Annotated in this window: 15 protein-coding genes; 4 read left to right on the top strand and 11 right to left on the bottom strand. The window is 75.1% G+C overall.

Going from position 1 to position 15886, the window contains the following annotated elements; translation table 11 throughout:
- The 3 genes from CBZ_RS04020 to CBZ_RS04010 form a co-directional block, all read left to right on the top strand.
- Positions 1-1163 (top strand): ATP-binding cassette domain-containing protein (locus CBZ_RS04020; RefSeq protein WP_130780310.1); only part of this gene is annotated, 1163 nt, incomplete at its 5' end.
- Positions 1156-2904 (top strand): GAF domain-containing sensor histidine kinase, encoded by a 1749-nt coding sequence (locus CBZ_RS04015; protein ID WP_130780309.1) that lies wholly within the window; start codon positions 1156-1158, stop codon positions 2902-2904. The genes CBZ_RS04020 and CBZ_RS04015, both read left to right, overlap by 8 nt.
- A gap of 105 nt (positions 2905-3009) precedes the next feature.
- The gene (locus CBZ_RS04010; protein ID WP_130780308.1) at positions 3010-5409 is read left to right on the top strand and encodes an ATP-binding cassette domain-containing protein; all 2400 of its coding nucleotides are present in this window, start codon (positions 3010-3012) and stop codon (positions 5407-5409) included.
- A gap of 60 nt (positions 5410-5469) precedes the next feature.
- Here the strand turns inward: CBZ_RS04010 and CBZ_RS04005 are convergent, their stop codons facing one another.
- Complete coding sequence (locus CBZ_RS04005) at positions 5470-6126, bottom strand: response regulator (protein WP_130780312.1); 657 nt, start codon at positions 6124-6126, stop codon at positions 5470-5472.
- Between the two features lie 4 nt (positions 6127-6130).
- Here CBZ_RS04005 and CBZ_RS04000 point away from each other — a divergent pair, with 4 nt between their 5' ends.
- Positions 6131-7105: a phosphoglycerate dehydrogenase gene (locus CBZ_RS04000; RefSeq protein WP_130780313.1), complete on the top strand. Its 975-nt coding sequence runs from the start codon at positions 6131-6133 to the stop codon at positions 7103-7105.
- A 20-nt stretch (positions 7106-7125) separates the two neighbouring features.
- Here CBZ_RS04000 and mutM read toward each other — a convergent pair whose 3' ends face one another.
- The 10 genes from mutM to CBZ_RS03950 form a co-directional block, all read right to left on the bottom strand.
- Entirely contained in the window at positions 7126-8034 is a 909-nt protein-coding gene (mutM, locus tag CBZ_RS03995) for a bifunctional DNA-formamidopyrimidine glycosylase/DNA-(apurinic or apyrimidinic site) lyase (protein WP_130780307.1), read from the bottom strand.
- 4 nt (positions 8035-8038) lie between these two features.
- On the bottom strand, positions 8039-8773 hold the full coding sequence (rnc, locus tag CBZ_RS03990; RefSeq protein ID WP_130780306.1) for a ribonuclease III: 735 nt from the start codon (positions 8771-8773) through the stop codon (positions 8039-8041).
- A 46-nt stretch (positions 8774-8819) separates the two neighbouring features.
- The gene (gene rpmF, locus CBZ_RS03985) at positions 8820-9017 is read right to left on the bottom strand and encodes a 50S ribosomal protein L32 (protein ID WP_130780305.1); all 198 of its coding nucleotides are present in this window, start codon (positions 9015-9017) and stop codon (positions 8820-8822) included.
- Positions 9018-9019: 2 nt separating this feature from the next.
- Positions 9020-9598 (bottom strand): YceD family protein, encoded by a 579-nt coding sequence (locus tag CBZ_RS03980; protein ID WP_130780311.1) that lies wholly within the window; start codon positions 9596-9598, stop codon positions 9020-9022.
- Between the two features lie 109 nt (positions 9599-9707).
- Positions 9708-10208 (bottom strand): hypothetical protein, encoded by a 501-nt coding sequence (locus tag CBZ_RS03975; RefSeq protein WP_130780304.1) that lies wholly within the window; start codon positions 10206-10208, stop codon positions 9708-9710.
- On the bottom strand, positions 10205-10699 hold the full coding sequence (coaD, locus tag CBZ_RS03970) for a pantetheine-phosphate adenylyltransferase (RefSeq protein ID WP_130780303.1): 495 nt from the start codon (positions 10697-10699) through the stop codon (positions 10205-10207). The genes CBZ_RS03975 and coaD overlap by 4 nt, the downstream gene beginning before the upstream one ends.
- Positions 10700-10776: 77 nt before the next feature.
- Positions 10777-11337 (bottom strand): 16S rRNA (guanine(966)-N(2))-methyltransferase RsmD, encoded by a 561-nt coding sequence (rsmD, locus tag CBZ_RS03965; protein ID WP_130780302.1) that lies wholly within the window; start codon positions 11335-11337, stop codon positions 10777-10779.
- Positions 11334-12926: a DUF6297 family protein gene (locus CBZ_RS03960; protein ID WP_130780301.1), complete on the bottom strand. Its 1593-nt coding sequence runs from the start codon at positions 12924-12926 to the stop codon at positions 11334-11336. The genes rsmD and CBZ_RS03960 overlap by 4 nt, the downstream gene beginning before the upstream one ends.
- Positions 12923-13612 (bottom strand): ABC transporter ATP-binding protein, encoded by a 690-nt coding sequence (locus CBZ_RS03955; protein WP_130780300.1) that lies wholly within the window; start codon positions 13610-13612, stop codon positions 12923-12925. The genes CBZ_RS03960 and CBZ_RS03955 overlap by 4 nt, the downstream gene beginning before the upstream one ends.
- A 185-nt stretch (positions 13613-13797) precedes the next feature.
- A partial coding sequence (locus tag CBZ_RS03950) for an ATP-dependent DNA helicase RecG (protein ID WP_130780299.1) occupies positions 13798-15886 on the bottom strand: 2089 nt, incomplete at its 5' end.

Raw genomic sequence — 15886 nt, 5'->3', positions numbered from 1 at the left:
CGCTCGGTCAGCTCGCCGTGGGGCTCGCCGTCCTCGCCGCGCTCGTCACGGGCGTGCCGGCGGTCGGTGCGGGGCTCCTCGCGCCGGTCGAGCTCGCGGTCGTCGTGCTCACACCCCTCGCCGCGTTCGAGGCGACGTCGCTGCTGCCCGCCGCCGCGATCCAGGTGCAGCGGTCGCGCGCCGCGGCGGCCCGGATCCTCGCGCTGCTCGACGACGCCGCCGCGCCGGACACCGGGGCGACGGTCGCGCCCCCCGTGCCGAGCGGGACGTCGGAGCGTCCCGACACGGCCGCTGGCGCCGGTGCTACGACGGCGGACGCCGCCACCACCGACGCCGTCACCTCGCGCGGTGTCGACGCGACCACCGACGGCCCGGTCCTGCACGCGTCCGGCGTCGCGACGGCCTGGCCCGACGGGCCCGTGGTCGTCGACGGCCTCGACGTCGTCCTGCACCCGGGACGGTCGGTGGCCGTCGCGGGCCCGAGCGGCGCGGGCAAGACGACGACGCTGCTCACGCTGGCCGGTCTGGTGCCGCCCGTCGGCGGTGCGCTGGACCTGGACGGTGCGCCGCTCACGGCGCTCCCCCGCCACGACGTCGCCGCCGCCGTGGTCGCCGTCACCGAGGACGCGCACGTGTTCGGCACGTCGGTGCTGGAGAACCTGCGCGTCGCGCGCGGCGACGTGACACCGGCCGAGGCGACCGCCGCGCTCGACCGCGTCGGGCTCGGCGCGTGGCTCGCGGGGCTCCCCGAGGGGCTCGACACGCTCGTCGGCCCGGACGCGCGGACGGTGTCGGGCGGTGAGCGGCGGCGCCTGCTGCTCGCGCGGGCGCTGCTCGCGCCCGCTCCCCTGCTGCTCGTCGACGAGCCCGCGGAGCACCTCGACCCGGCGACCGCGGACCGCCTGGTCGGGACGCTGCTCGACGAGGCCCGTACGTCCGGCCGCGGCGTCCTGCTGGTGACGCACCGGCTCTCCGCGCTCGGCGCCGCCGACGAGGTCCTGTGGCTCGAGGACGGGCGGGTCGCGGCGCGCGGGACGCACACCGACCTCGCCGGGCGCGTCCCGGGCTACCGTGTGGCCCTGGACAGCGAGCAGGGCGACGCCGGGGAGGGCGACGGTGCGCGAACCCGGACGGGACCGATGGGTGGCACGGCTCATGGCTGAGCGACCGCCGGTCGAGCGGCTCGTCGTCGGCACCCCGTTCGCGCGGGGCGTCCTCGCGGAGGTCGACCACGAGCAGGTCGTCGACCTCACGGGCGACGGCGTCGCCGACCTGCTCGACGCGATCCTGTCGGTCGCGGCGGAGCTCGACCTGCCGTCGGTCCTCAACCGGTTCGTGCAGGTCAGCGCCGAGCTCACGGGTGCGCGGTACGCCGCGATCAACGTGCTCGACGCGAGCGGGAGCTCGACGACGTTCGTGTACGCGGGCGTCCCGACGGCCGTCGCGCGCATGCTGCGGACCGCGCCGCACGCGCTCGGCGTGCTGGGCCAGATCCCGCCCGAGGGTGCGCTGCGGCTCGACGACCTCACGCAGCACCCGGCGTTCCGCGGCTTCCCGAAGGACCACCCGCCCATGGGGTCGTTCCTCGGCGCGTCGGTCCGCACCGGGCACCGCGTCTACGGCCAGCTGTACCTCTCGGAGAAGGAGGGCGGCTTCACCGAGGGCGACGAGAGCATGGTGATCTCGCTGGCCGCGGCCGCGGGTGTCGCCGTCGCGAACGCGCAGCTCTACGCCGAGTCGTCCCGCCGCGAGCACTGGCTGCGCGCCGGCCAGGACATCACGACGGTGCTCCTCGAGGGCATCGACGAGGAGGAGGCGCTCGAGCACATCGCCGCGACGGCCCGCGACGTCGCGCACGCCGACACCGCGGCGCTCGCGCTGCCGGGGCTCAACGGCCGTCTGCTCATCGAGCTCGTCGACGGGCACGACGCCGACAAGCTCATCGGCACGGTCATGCCCGAGGGCGGCCGCGCCTGGACGGTGATGACGGAGGGCAAGGGCCTGCTGACGCCGTCGCTGTCGGAGTCGCGCAGCGTCAAGGTGCCCGCGATGCGCGCGTTCGGGTCGGCGATGTACGCGCCCATGCAGACGTCGGGACGCGGCGTCGGTGTCCTCATCCTGCTGCGCCGCATCGGCGAGCCCCCGTTCGAGGACGGCGACCTGGTGACCGCGGAGTCGTTCGCGTCGCAGGCCGCGCTCGCGTTCGTGCTCGCCGAGGCCCGGCACGCGCAGGACGTCGCGGCGCTGCTCGACGAGCGTGAGCGCATCGCGCGCGACCTGCACGACCTCGCGATCCAGCAGCTCTTCGCGACGGGCATGCAGCTCGAGACCGTCAAGCGGCGCGCGGCGCGCGGTGTCGACCCGAGCGAGCTGCTGAGCATCGTCGACGACGCGCTCGACAACGTCGACTCCTCGGTGCGGCAGATCCGCGAGATCGTCTACGCCCTGCGCGACCCGGACGCGGCCACGGGGCTCGTCGAGCGGCTGCGGCGCGAGGCGTCGCTCGCCCGCACGGGGCTGGGCTTCGCGCCGTCGGTCCTCCTGTCGCTCGACGGCGCCGCTCTCGCCGACGACCCGTTCGAGGAGGACCGTTTCGACGACCGCGTCGGCGCCCAGCTCACCGACGACGTCGTCGCCGTGGTGCGCGAAGGGCTCGCGAACGCGGCACGGCACGCGCACGCGTCGTCCGTGACGGTCCGGATCACGGTCAACGGGACGAGCCCGCTCGGCCGGGTGCTGGTCGAGGTGCAGGACGACGGCGCGGGCCTGCCCGCCCGGCGCGACCGACGCTCGGGCACGGGGAACCTGGCGTCGCGCGCGCGCCAGCACGGCGGGTCGTTCACGCTGGGCGCCTCGCCCGACGGCCGGGGCACGCTGCTCACCTGGCAGGCCCCGCTCGGCTGACGACGTCGTCGCCCGGATCCGTCGGGAATCGAGAAGCGCCGGTGTGGGGGTGCCGCCCTAGGGTGTCGCCATGCAGCGTTCGCAGCCCCGAGACCTGGAGGCACGATGACCACGGCCACGAGGACCGACGCCGAGGCGACGCGGCCGAGTGAGCGCCACGCCGCCGACGCGCACGACCTCATCCGCGTGCAGGGTGCCCGGGAGAACAACCTCAAGGACGTCAGCGTCGAGCTGCCCAAGCGGCGCCTGACGGTCTTCACGGGCGTGTCCGGGTCGGGCAAGAGCTCCCTGGTGTTCGCCACGATCGCCGCGGAGTCCCAGCGGATGATCAACGAGACGTACAGCGCGTTCGTGCAGGGCTTCATGCCGAGCCTCGCGCGTCCCGACGTCGACTACCTGGACGGCCTGACGACCGCGATCATCGTCGACCAGGAGCGGATGGGCTCGAACCCCCGCTCGACGGTGGGCACCGCGACGGACGCCAACGCGATGCTGCGGATCCTGTTCAGCCGCCTCGGCGACCCGCAGATCGGCTCCCCCAACGCCTACTCGTTCAACGTGCCGTCCGTGACCGGAAGCGGCGCCATCACGATCGAGCGCGGCGACAAGACGAAGACCGAGAAGGCGACGTTCCACCAGCTCGGCGGCATGTGCCCGCGGTGCGAGGGCATGGGCGCGGTCAACGACTTCGACCTCACGGCGCTCTTCGACGGCGACAAGTCGCTCAACGAGGGTGCGCTGACGATCCCCGGCTACACGATGGACGGCTGGTACGGCCGCATCTTCCGCAGCTCCGGCTACTTCGACCCGGACAAGCCCATCCGGGACTACACGAAGAAGGAGCTGCACGACCTGCTGTACCGCGAGCCGACGAAGATCAAGGTCGAGGGCATCAACGTCACGTACGAGGGCGTCATCCCGAAGATGCAGAAGTCCTTCCTGTCGAAGGACGTCGACGCGATGCAGCCGCACATCCGCGCGTTCGTCGAGCGGGCCGTGACGTTCCAGACCTGCCCGGAGTGCGAGGGGACGCGCCTGAGCCCTGAGGCCCGCTCGTCGAAGATCCGCGGCAAGAGCATCGCCGACGTGTGCCGGATGCAGATCAGCGACCTCGCGGCCTGGGTGCGCGACCTGGACGAGCCGTCGGTCGCGCCGCTGCTCAAGGGCCTGCAGCACCTGCTCGACTCGTTCACGGAGATCGGCCTGGGCTACCTGTCGCTCGACCGCCCCGCGGGCACGCTGTCGGGCGGCGAGGCGCAGCGGACCAAGATGATCCGCCACCTCGGCTCGTCCCTCACGGACGTCACGTACGTCTTCGACGAGCCGACGATCGGCCTGCACCCGCACGACATCCAGCGCATGAACGAGCTGCTGCTGCAGCTGCGCGACAAGGGCAACACGGTGCTCGTCGTCGAGCACAAGCCCGAGGCGATCGCGATCGCCGACCACGTCGTCGACCTCGGCCCGGGCGCGGGCACGGGCGGCGGCACGATCTGCTTCGAGGGGACCGTCGAGGGCCTGCGCGCGAGCGGCACCATCACGGGCCGCCACCTCGACGACCGCGCGACCCTCAAGACGTCGGTGCGGACGTCCTCCGGGGCGCTGGAGGTCCGCGGCGCGGCGACGCACAACCTGCAGGGCGTCGACGTCGACGTCCCGCTCGGCGTGCTGTGCGTGGTCACGGGCGTCGCCGGCTCGGGCAAGAGCTCGCTCATCCACGGCTCGATCTCCGGGCGGGACGGCGTGGTGACGATCGACCAGGGCGCGATCCGCGGCTCCCGGCGCAGCAACCCCGCGACGTACACGGGCCTCCTGGACCCGATCCGCAAGGCGTTCGCGAAGGCCAACGGCGTCAAGCCCGCGCTGTTCTCCGCGAACTCCGAGGGCGCGTGCCCCACCTGCAACGGCGCGGGCGTCATCTACACCGACCTCGGCGTCATGGCGACCGTCGAGTCGACCTGCGAGGAGTGCGAGGGCCGGCGTTTCCAGGCCGCCGTCCTGGAGTACACCCTCGGCGGGAAGAACATCGCGGAGGTGCTCGCGATGTCCGTGACGGAGGCCGAGGAGTTCTTCGGCACGGGCGACGCCCGGACGCCGGCCGCGCACGCGATCCTCGACCGGCTCGCGGACGTCGGCCTCGGCTACCTCAGCCTCGGCCAGCCGCTCACGACGCTGTCGGGCGGCGAGCGGCAGCGGCTCAAGCTCGCGACGCACATGGGCGAGAAGGGGGGCGTCTACGTCCTCGACGAGCCGACGACGGGCCTGCACCTCGCGGACGTCGCGAACCTGCTGGGCCTGCTCGACCGGCTCGTCGACTCGGGGAAGTCCGTCATCGTCATCGAGCACCACCAGGCCGTGATGGCGCACGCCGACTGGATCATCGACCTGGGGCCCGGCGCCGGGCACGACGGCGGGCGGGTGGTCTTCGAGGGCACCCCGGCCGACCTGGTCGCGGACCGCTCGACGCTCACCGGTGAGCACCTCGCGGCCTACGTGGGCGCCTGACGCGGCGCGCCGCGGCCCGGTCCCCCGTCACCGCCCCGTCGTCCGGGGCGGTCCGTCGGGTCAGTGACCGGGCTCGGCGCGCCACCCGGCGTGCTTGCGGGACGCGACCCACGCCGCGACCTGCGTCCGGCGCTGCAGCCCCATCTTCGCCAGCAGCGACGTGATGTGGTTCTTCACGGTCTTCTCGGCGACGCCGAGCCGCTCGGCGATCTCCCGGTTGGACAGGCCCTCGCCGATGAGGTCGAGCACGCGCAGCTCGCTGGGCGTGAGGTTCTCCGTCGGGTCCTCGTGACCGGCCTTGCGCCGCGTCACGGTCCGCTCGTCGAGCAGCGTCCGGCCGGCCGCGACGGCCCGCACGACGTCGGTGATCTCCGCGCCGCGCACGGACTTCAGCAGGTACGCCGCCGCGCCGGCCTCGAGAGCCGCGGCCAGCGCGTCGTCGTCGTCGAACGACGTGAGCACGATCGCCCGAGCCTCGGGCTGCGTCTCGCGGACCGCCCGCATGAGGTCGATGCCGGTGCCGTCGGGCAGCTGCAGGTCGACGAGCATGACCTGGGGGCGGACCAGCCCGGCGCGGCGGACGCCGTCGGCGACCGACCCGGCCTCGGCGACGACGGTCATCCCGTCGGTGCGTTCGACGACCTCGGCGATGCCTCGTCGCACGACCTCGTGGTCGTCGACGATCATCACGGTGATCGGCCCGGGCTTCGACGGCATGCTGATGGACGGCACGGTGGCATCGTATCCAGGTGTGATCACGGTTCTGCTGCCCACCACGCTGGACGAGTCGCCTGAGCTTCCGGACGGCGTCCGTGCGGTCCGCTACGACCCGACGGTGCCGCTGCCCGACGACGCGCTCGACGCGCAGGTGCTCGTGGCCTGGGGCAACGGCTCCGACCAGCTCCGCGACGCCGCCGCGCGCCTCAGCGGCGTGCGCTGGGTGCAGTCCCTCGCGGCCGGCCCCGACGCCGTCCTCGACGCGGGCTTCGCACCGGACGTCGTCGTCACGTCGGGCCGCGGCCTGCACGACGGGCCGGTCGCCGAGCACACGCTCGCGCTCGTCCTCGCCGTCGTCCGGCGGCTTCCCGACCTGGTCCGAGCGCAGGACGCGCACCGCTGGGCGGGCGAGCTCGGCGGGCTCCAGCCGGTCCGCCCGACCCACACGCTGCGCTCCCTCGACGGCGCACGCGTCGCCGTGTGGGGGTTCGGCTCGATCGCCGCACGCCTCGCCCCGCTGCTCGACGCCCTCGGCGCCCACGTCACCGGCATCGCGACCACCGCCGGCGAACGGCACGGCTACCCGGTCGTCGCGACCGACGCGCTGCCCGACCTGCTCCCCCGCACCGACCTGCTGGTCAGCCTGCTGCCCGCCACGCCGGCCACCCGGCACGCGGTCGACGCGGACGTCCTGCGCCTGCTGCCGTCCCACGCCTGGGTCGTCAACGTGGGCCGGGGAGCGACGCTCGACGAGCCTGCGCTGCTCGACGCGATCCGGTCCGGCGGCATCGCGGGGGCCGCCCTGGACGTGTTCGACGTCGAGCCCCTGCCCGCGGGCTCACCGCTGTGGGACGAGCCCCGGGTCCTGGTCAGCCCGCACGCGGCGGGCGGTCGCCCGGTGGGCGCCGGGGCGCTCGTCGCCGAGAACCTCGCGGCGTTCGTCACCGGCGGGACTCTGCGCAACGTCGTCGCGCGCTGACCGCCCCGACCGGCCGGTCGTCACCAGCGCCCGCGCCGCGGCCTCGGCTGGCAGACGGGGCACGTGTACGCGGACCGGTTCATGAACTCGTCGCGCCGCACCGGCGCGCCGCAGCGCGGGCACGGGCGCCCCTCCTGCCCGTAGACCGCGAGCGACCGGTCGAAGTACCCCGACGCGCCGTTGACGTTGACGTACAGCGCGTCGAAGCTCGTCCCGCCCTGCACCAGGGCCTCCGTCATGACCGAGGCGGCGCCGTCCAGCACCCGCTCGACCTCCGCGCGCCGCAGCGTGTCCGTGGGCCGGGCGTAGTGCAGCCGCGCGCGCCACAGGCCCTCGTCGGCGTAGATGTTCCCGACCCCGGACACGAGCGTCTGGTCGAGCAGCGCGCGCTTGACGCCCGTGCGTCGTGCGCGGAACGCGTCGACGAGCCGCGCGTGGTCGAGCGCCGGGTCGAGCAGGTCGCGCGCGATGTGCGCGACGGGCTCGGGGACCTGCGGACGCGGCGACCCGAGACCGCCGGGCGCCCCGTCGGGCGTGGGGAGCAGGTCGGCCACGCTCAGGTGGCCGAACGTGCGCTGGTCGACGAAGTCGAGCGCCGAGTCGTCGTCGAGCAGCAGGCGCACGCGCAGGTGCGGGTGCCGCGCCCCGTCGTCGAGCGCGACCGCGGAGCGCACGAGCAGCTGCCCGCTCATGCCGAGGTGCGCCATGAGGGCGTCGTCGTCCCCGTCGAGCAGCAGCCACAGGAACTTGCCGCGTCGCACGGCCGCGTCGAGCCGCCGGCCCCGCAGCCGTCCGACGAAGTCCGGCGGGCCGCCCTCGTGCCGGCGCACGCTGTAGTCGCGGTGCACCTCGACACCCGTGACCGTCCGGCCCAGGACGTGCCGCGCGAGCCCGTCCCGGACGGTCTCGACCTCGGGCAGCTCGGGCACCCGGTCAGCCCTCGACCGGGACGTCGACCGCCTCGTCGTCGGCGATGCGGGCCGCGGCGATCGCCTCGAGCGCCCGGTAGGCGTCCTCGGCGGCGTGCTGCTCCGCGAGCTTCTTCGCGGGTCCCGTCCCGGCACCGCGCGGCTCACCGGCGATGATCGCGCGCGCCGTGAACGTCCTGGCGTGGTCCGGGCCCTCGCCGACGACCTCGTACGACGGCGCGCCGAGGCCGAGGGCGGCGGACATCTCCTGCAGCGACGTCTTCCAGTCGAGCCCCGCCCCGAGGACCGCCGCGGCGTCCAGGGTGGGCCCGACGAACCGGTCGACGACCGTGCGGGCCGTCTCGAGCCCGTGCGAGAGGTACACCGCGCCGAAGATCGCCTCGAGCGTGTCGGACAGGATCGAGTCCTTGTCCGGGCCGCCCGTCGCGAGCTCCCCCTTGCCGAGCAGCACGAACGTGCCGAGCTCGAGGTCGCGCGCCACACCGGCGAGCGCACGCTGCGACACCGTGGCGGCCCGCATCTTCGCGAGGGAGCCCTCGGGCTGGTCGGGGTGCCGCCGGTACAGCGACTCCGTGACGACGAGCCCGAGCACGGTGTCGCCCAGGAACTCCAGGCGCTCGTTCGTCGGGATGCCGCCCGCCTCGTGCGCGAACGACCGGTGCGTCAGCGCCAGCACAAGAAGCTCGGGGTCCAGGTGGACCCCGAGCTTCTCGAGAAGCCGGTCGGCCGCGGCGCTCATCCCGGTCACAGGGCTGTCAGGTGCGTCACGACGACGAGCGTGGGTGTCAGCGAGCCTCGTGCTCGGAACGCACGGCCTCGGCGTAGCGGCGGCCGTTGTAGGCACCGCACGACGGGCAGGCGATGTGCGGCTGCTTGTCCGCCTTGCAGACGGGGCACGAGGTCAGCGTCGTGGCAGTGGTCTTCCACTGCGACCGACGCGCACGGGTGTTGCTGCGCGACATCTTGCGCTTCGGAACCGCCACGGCTAGCTCTCTTTCGTCTCGTCGACCTTGCCGGCGAGCCCGCTCAGGGCGGACCAGCGAGGGTCAAGCGTCTCATGCGAATGGTCAGGGTCGTCCGCCAGGCGCGCTCCGCACTCGGAGCACAGACCTGGGCAGTCGGGGCGGCACAGCGGCTGGAACGGCAGAGCCGGCACCACCACGTCCCGCAGCGCGGGCTCGAGGTCGATCAGATCGCCCTCCAGCTCACGCACGTCCTCGTCCTCGTCGCCGTCCTCGACCGCGACCGCCGCGCGCTCGGGGTAGACGTACAGCTCCTGGATCGACACGTCGACGTCGTCGACGACCTCACCCAGGCAGCGCACGCACTCCCCGATCGCCCGGCCGCGGACGGATCCGGAGACCAGGACACCCTCCATGACCGCCTCGAGCCGGAGGTCCAGCTCGATGTCGGTCCCGGGAGGGACGCCGATCACGTCGGTACCGAGGTCCTCGGGGGCACCGACCGTCCTCTGCACGGTCCGCGTCGATCCCGGACGTCGACCGAGCTCGTGGGTGTCGAGCACGAACGGCGAACGGGGATCGAGGTGAACAGGGCGCTGCACGGCCGATGGTCCCCTCGTCTGGATCTCGGTCCACGCCACGACCGGCAGGACCAACCGCCAACTCTACGACACCCGAGGGTGGCCGCCCAAATCAGCGGCAGGTCGCGCGTCAGGTCGTCGCGACGCCCTCGTCGTCCAGCCGGTCGGCGAGCTTCGCCCGCCCCGCCTGCACCTGGCTCAGCACCTTGCCGAGGTCGATCTCGAAGTCCGCGAGACGACGGTCGCAGTAGTCGTCGGCGTCGCGGCGCAGCACCAGCGCGTTGCTCTCCGCCTCGGCGAGGATCTCCTGCGCCCGCTCGCGTGCCGCGACCACGACGGCCTCCTGGTCGACCAGCTCCGCGGCACGGGCGCGCGCGTCGTCGAGGATGCGGTCCGCCTGCGCACGCGCCTGCGCCCGGGCCTCGTCGGCGTCCGCGAGCACCTGGTCGGCGCGCGTGAGCTGCGTCGGCAGCACGTCGCGCGCCTGGTCCACGAGGTCGAGGATCTCGGCGCGGTTCACGAGCACCGAGGACGACATCGGCATCGCGCGCGCCCCCGTCACCGCGGCCGCGATGGCGTCCAGCACCCCGGTCAGCCCTTCCGGGCGGGTCGTCGCGTCCTCGTCGGTCATCGTGCACTCCCTCCGGTCCGCGCGAGCGCCTCGCGCACCGCGTCGCCGACACCCGCCGGCACCAGGTCGTCGATCGGCCCGCCGTAGCGCGCCACGTCCTTGACCAGCGACGACGCGACGTGCGCGAGCGCCGGGTCACCGACCACGAACACCGTCTCCACCCCGGACAGGTGACGGTTCATCAGGGCCATCGGCAGCTCCGCGTCGAAGTCGGCGCCGCTGCGCAGGCCCTTGACGACCGCCGCCGCGCCCAGGTCGCGGACGAAGTCGGCGAGCAGGCCGTCGACCGTCTCGACCCGCACGCCGTCGAGGTCCGCGAGCGCGGCACGGGCCAGCGCGACCCGGTCGTCAGCCGCGAGCAGCGGGGTCTTCGCGGAGTTGCGGGCCACGGCGACGACGACCTCGTCGAACATCGACCGTGCGCGCCGCACCACGTCCACGTGGCCGAGGGTGATCGGGTCGAAGGAGCCCGGGCAGACGGCTGTGGTCACCCGGCCAGGGTAGGCCAGCCACCGCGGACCGCCCGTCGGGGCGGTCGGCGAGCCGGGCACGGGCGGTCGGTGGCGCGTCAGGCCGGGTCCGGCCCCTGCTCGCCGAACCAGACGACCGTCTCGCCGTAGACGCGCCGCTCGACGCCCTCCCAGCCGTCGGGCCAGCCGGGCTCGGGCGACCGCGAGGACCGCTCCACGACGAGCGCGCCGTCCGCGGCGACGGACGGCGCCACCCCGGCGAGCACCGCGGAGAGGTCGTCCTCCGTGACGTCGTACGGCGGGTCGACGAGGACGAGGTCCCAGGGCGCGACCACGGGACGCTGCACGAACCGCTCGGCCCGCTCCGCGACGACCGTGACGTCCCTCAGACCGAGCGCGGTGACGTTGCGCCGGCACACCTCGGCGGCCTCGCGGGAGGCGTCGACGAGCGTGACGGCCCGGGCGCCGCGGCTCGCGGCCTCGAGCCCGAGCGCCCCCGAGCCGGCGTACAGGTCGAGGACCCGGGCGTCGGTGACGACGCCGAGGTGCTCGAGGCGGGAGAACAGCGCCTCGCGCACGCGCTCGCTCGTGGGGCGCGTGCCGCGCTTCGGGACCTGGAGCGTGCGCCCGCCGGCCGCGCCCGACACGATGCGCGTCACGGGCGCTTCTCCGGCTCCTGCGCGGCCATCATCCGCTCCATGAGGGGGCGCGTCTCGATCGACGACGCGACGGCGACCGCGATGACGGCGAACAGCAGCTGCGCGGTGAGCAGGACGGTTCCCGTGCGACCGATGAGCACCGCGATCCACACCGGCAGCAGCCCGAGGACGACGACGTCCGGCCCGCGCGCGAGGACCGCGGCGACACCGCCGGGCAGCGCACCGGCGGGGGTCGAGACGAGCGGCCCGGACCAGTCGGGCGCCGACCGGTAGGCGGCGCGGACGGTGGCCGCGGCCCACACGGGCGCGGACGCGACGGCGAGCGCGAGCCAGCCCACGAGCCGGTCGGCCCACAGCCCGACCGCGGTGAACGCGACGAGCGACCACAGGAGCATCACCGCGCCGGGCACGACCATGCGCAGCCGTCGCACCGTGCGCGCCTCGAGCGGCAGCAGGCGGTCGAGGATCGGGGCCATCTCCGCACGCCGCGCACCCTCGCCCGTCGCGCTCGCCGCGACGTACCCGGCGACGAGCAGCGCCACGAGGACGCCCGGCGGGCTCGCGAGCTGCGGGACGGCGACGACGATCGCCGGCAGGAGGGCCGCGACGACGAGCTGCACGACGTGCCGCGTCGAGCGGCGCAGCACCACGAGGTCGGCCGTGACCAGCGCGGACGCGGCCCCGCGGACCGTGCGCAGCCGTGACACGCGGCGCCGGGCGGCGGGCAGCGCGCCGTCGGTGAGCGCCCGGCCGAGCTCGCGCGAGTCGAGCGAGACGACGGCGCCGACGGCCTGCGTCGCGACGGAGCCGGACTCGCGCAGCGAGCGGGCGGGGATCAGGCCGAGCCGCCGGTCGACGAGGACCGCGAGCGCGACCACGGCGGCCGCGACGAGCCCGACGACCAGCCAGCCGGGGGTGAGCGCCGGGAGCTCGGCGCCGGTGAGCACCAGGACGAGCGCGGCGACCGGGCCGACGAGCGCGACGAGGTCGCCGACCAGGGCGATCGTGCGCCGACGGGCTCCGGCGGACTGCGCGACGCCCGCGACCAGGACGACGCCCGCACCGGCGACGACGCCCGCGAGCGCAGCCCGCCCGACCGTCGACCCGGGTGTGGCGAGCAGGCCCGACTCGAGCACGGCGACGACCACCCCGCCGACGACCCCGGCCAGGGCGGGCAGCCGCAGCGACGCGGGCCGCAGCAGCCCGCGCCGGTCGACGGGCAGCCCGAGCCACCACGCGGCCTCCGCTCCCCCGGCGCCGACCGGTCCGAGCCGCCCGGCCACCGAGAGCAGGGCGCCCGCGCCCGCGAGCAGCACGATCGCGACGAGCGCCGGGAGGCTGAGGTCCCACGACGTCTCCACGTGCGTCGACGGGTGCACGTCGAGCCGCAGGTTCCGCGTGAACCCGAGCGCGACGAGCACGCTGATCGCGACCGAGATCACGGCGAAGTACACGTCGGACAGGACGGTGCCGAGGCCCGCGCCGCCGCGGGCGTTCGCGGCCTGCGCGGTGTACCGCCGGATCGCGCGCGCCGACGGCACCTCCCCGATCTCGGCCGGGGCGACGGCGGCGACGGCCTCGTCGCTCACGGGTTCTCCCGGCTGATGAAGCGGGCAGCCTGCGGGGCGTCCACGAGGCGGCTGACGTCGTCCGCGACGACGACCGCCCGGTCGGCCACCGCGAGGACGAGGTCCGGGTCGTGCGTCGCGAGCAGGACGGCCCCGCCGTCGCGCTTCTCCGCGAGGAGCCGCTGGGCCAGCCGGTCGCGCATCGCCCGGTCGAGGCGCTGCTCGGGCTCGTCGAGGACCAGCAGCGAGCGGGGGCGTGCGAAGCCCGCGGCGAGCAGCAGGCGACGGCGCTGGCCGGACGACAGCGCGACGGGCAGCGCCGTCCGGTGGTCCGCGAGGCCGAACTCCTCCAGGAGCTCGTCGACGACCGCCTGGGCACCGAGCACGCCGTGGCCGCGGGCGGTCAGGTACAGGTGCTCGGCGACGGTCAGCGCCGGGAAGTACGCGTCGTCGTCGAGCACCGAGGCGACCCGGGTGCGGAACTCCACGTCCCGCTCGTCGACCGGCTCACCGAGCACCCGCAGCGTGCCGGACGCCGGCGTCAGCAGCCCGAGCACCGACTTGAGCACCGTCGACTTGCCCGAGCCGTTGGCCCCGACGAGCGCGACGGCCTTGCCCGGGGCGAGCGTGAACGACACGGGCGCGCACACGGGCGCCCCGCCGTAGCCGACGAGCAGGTCCTGGGCGCGCACGACGGGCTTCGACACGCCCGCCAGGGTAGACCGCGCGCGGGGCAGTCCCGCACGCGCCGGCCCCGCGCCGACCGCGCTTCCCGCGCCGCACCGGCTGCACTTCCCGCACCGCACCGGCCGCGCTCCCGGCACCGCAACGGCCGCGCACCGGCCGCGCTTCCGGCGCGGGAGGGCCGCCCCGCGGGCGGACGACGAGCGCGTCACGCGCGGTCGAGGAACTCCTCGCGGTCGCCGGCGAGCAGCACCCGGATCGCCTCGTCCAGCGGCGGCCACGCCGTGAGCTCCGGGTCGGCCTCGACGAGGTCCCGGGCGTCCTGCCGTGCGCGCTCGATGACGTCGCCGTCACGGGTCACGCGCAGCAGCCGCAGCGACGACGAGCCGCCCCACTGCGACGCGCCGAGCACGTCGCCCTCGCCGCGCTGCTCGAGGTCGAAGCTCGCGAGCTCGAAGCCGTCGGACGTGCGGGCGAGCATGTCGACCCGCTCGGCGGCGGGCGTGCCCGGCTCCGCCGCGGAGACGAGCAGGCACACCCCCGGCGCGGAGCCACGGCCGATGCGGCCGCGGAGCTGGTGCAGCTGCGAGACGCCGAAGCGGTCCGCGTCGAGGATGACCATCGCGGTCGCCTCGGGCACGTCCACACCGACCTCGACGACGGTGGTGGACACCAGCACCGGCACGCGGCCCGACGCGAAGTCCGCGAGCGCCCGGTCCTTGTCGTCGGGCGCCATCCGGCCGTGCAGCACGCCGACGGCGATCCCCTCGAGCGCGGGCTCCTGCGCGAGCTCCGCGGCGACGTCGAGCACGGCGCGCAGCGGGCGGCGCGGCCGTTCGTCGGGGCCGTCCGCGTCGACCGGCTCGTCGCTCACCAGGTCGGCGTCGTCGGCACCCTGGTCGTCGTCGCCGTCGATCCGCGGGCACACCACGTACGCGCGGCCGCCCTTGCCGACCTCCTCGCGCACGCGCGCCCACGTGCGGGACATCCACACGGGGTTGTCGGCCGGTACGACGTGCGTCGTCACGCCGCTGCGCCCGGCGGGCACCTCGCGCAGCACCGACGTCTCGAGGTCGCCGAACACGGTCATCGCGACGGTGCGCGGGATCGGCGTGGCCGTCATGACGAGCAGGTGCGGGCTGGTCGCGGCCTTGGCGCGCAGCGTGTCGCGCTGCTCGACGCCGAACTTGTGCTGCTCGTCGACGACCACGAGGCCGAGCTCGGCGAACTGCACGGTCGCGGACAGCAGCGCGTGCGTCCCGACGACGATCCCGGCGGCGCCGCTCGCGGCGTCGAGCAGGGCCGCCTTGCGCGCGGCGGTCCCCTGCGACCCGGTGAGCAGCGCGACGCGCGTCGCGGTGTCCGCGCCGCCGAGCATGCCGCCCTCGGCGAGGTCGCCGAGCAGCGCCCGCAGCGAGCGCGCGTGCTGCGCGGCGAGCACCTCCGTCGGCGCGAGCAGGGCCGCCTGGCCGCCGGCGTCGACGACCTGGAGCATCGCCCGCAGCGCGACGAGGGTCTTGCCCGAGCCGACCTCGCCCTGCAGGAGCCGCTGCATCGGCACGGGCCGGGCGAGCTCCTGCGCGATCGTGGCGCCGACCTCCTGCTGGCCGGCGGTGAGCGTGAACGGGAGCCGGGCGTCGAACGCGGCGAGCAACCCGTCGGTGACGAGCGGCCGGGCGGTCGCGGGCTCAGCCGCGGCCCGGGCACGGCGGCGAGCGAGCTCGGCCTGCAGCACGAACGCCTCCTCGTACCGCAGCCGGTCGCGCGCGCGGCGCCAGTCGTCCGCCGTGTGCGGCTCGTGCACGTCGCGCAGCGTGCGGTGCAGGTCCGCGAGGTCGCGCGCCTCCCGCAGGGCCGGTGGCACCGGGTCGACGACGTCCTCGTCCCGCAGCGTCCCGAGCACCGTCCGGACGGCCGCGGCGATCTTCGTCGTGTCCAGCCCGGACCCTGCCCGGTAGACGGGCCGGGGCCACGTGGCCCGCTCGACCGCGACACGCTCCCCCTCGCCGTCGTCGTCGAACATCTCGTACGTGGGGTGCGCGAGCTGCAGGTGCCCGCCGAACGCCGAGATCTGCCCGGTGAACAGGCCGCGCCTCCCCGCAACGAGCAGGCGCTCGTGGTGCCGGGCCCCGCCGAAGAAGATGAGCTGGAGCGCGCTGCGCCCGTCGGTGATCTGGACCTCCAGGCGCGCGGCGTTCGTCGAGCGCGCGCGGCGCACGACCGCCTGCCGGACGTCCGCGACGACCGTGACGGTGTCCCCGACGCGCAGGCTCGCGATGTCCGTGAGCGTCCCCGGG

This window comes from Cellulomonas biazotea (assembly GCF_004306155.1).
GTDB classification, from domain to species: domain Bacteria; phylum Actinomycetota; class Actinomycetes; order Actinomycetales; family Cellulomonadaceae; genus Cellulomonas; species Cellulomonas biazotea.
The sequence above is the reverse complement of the archived record's forward strand: the minus strand, read 5'-3'. Positions and strand labels throughout refer to the sequence as shown.

Excerpts from the sequence above, each read along its gene's own strand:
- CBZ_RS04015 (WP_130780309.1), top strand. The coding sequence starts at position 1,156 with ATGGCTGAGCGACCGCCGGTCGAGCGGCTCGTCGTCGGCACCCCGTTC.
- CBZ_RS04010 (WP_130780308.1), top strand. The coding sequence starts at position 3,010 with ATGACCACGGCCACGAGGACCGACGCCGAGGCGACGCGGCCGAGTGAG.
- CBZ_RS04005 (WP_130780312.1), bottom strand. The coding sequence starts at position 6,126 with ATGCCGTCGAAGCCCGGGCCGATCACCGTGATGATCGTCGACGACCAC.
- CBZ_RS04000 (WP_130780313.1), top strand. The coding sequence starts at position 6,131 with ATGGACGGCACGGTGGCATCGTATCCAGGTGTGATCACGGTTCTGCTG.
- rnc (WP_130780306.1), bottom strand. The coding sequence starts at position 8,773 with ATGAGCGCCGCGGCCGACCGGCTTCTCGAGAAGCTCGGGGTCCACCTG.
- CBZ_RS03975 (WP_130780304.1), bottom strand. The coding sequence starts at position 10,208 with ATGACCGACGAGGACGCGACGACCCGCCCGGAAGGGCTGACCGGGGTG.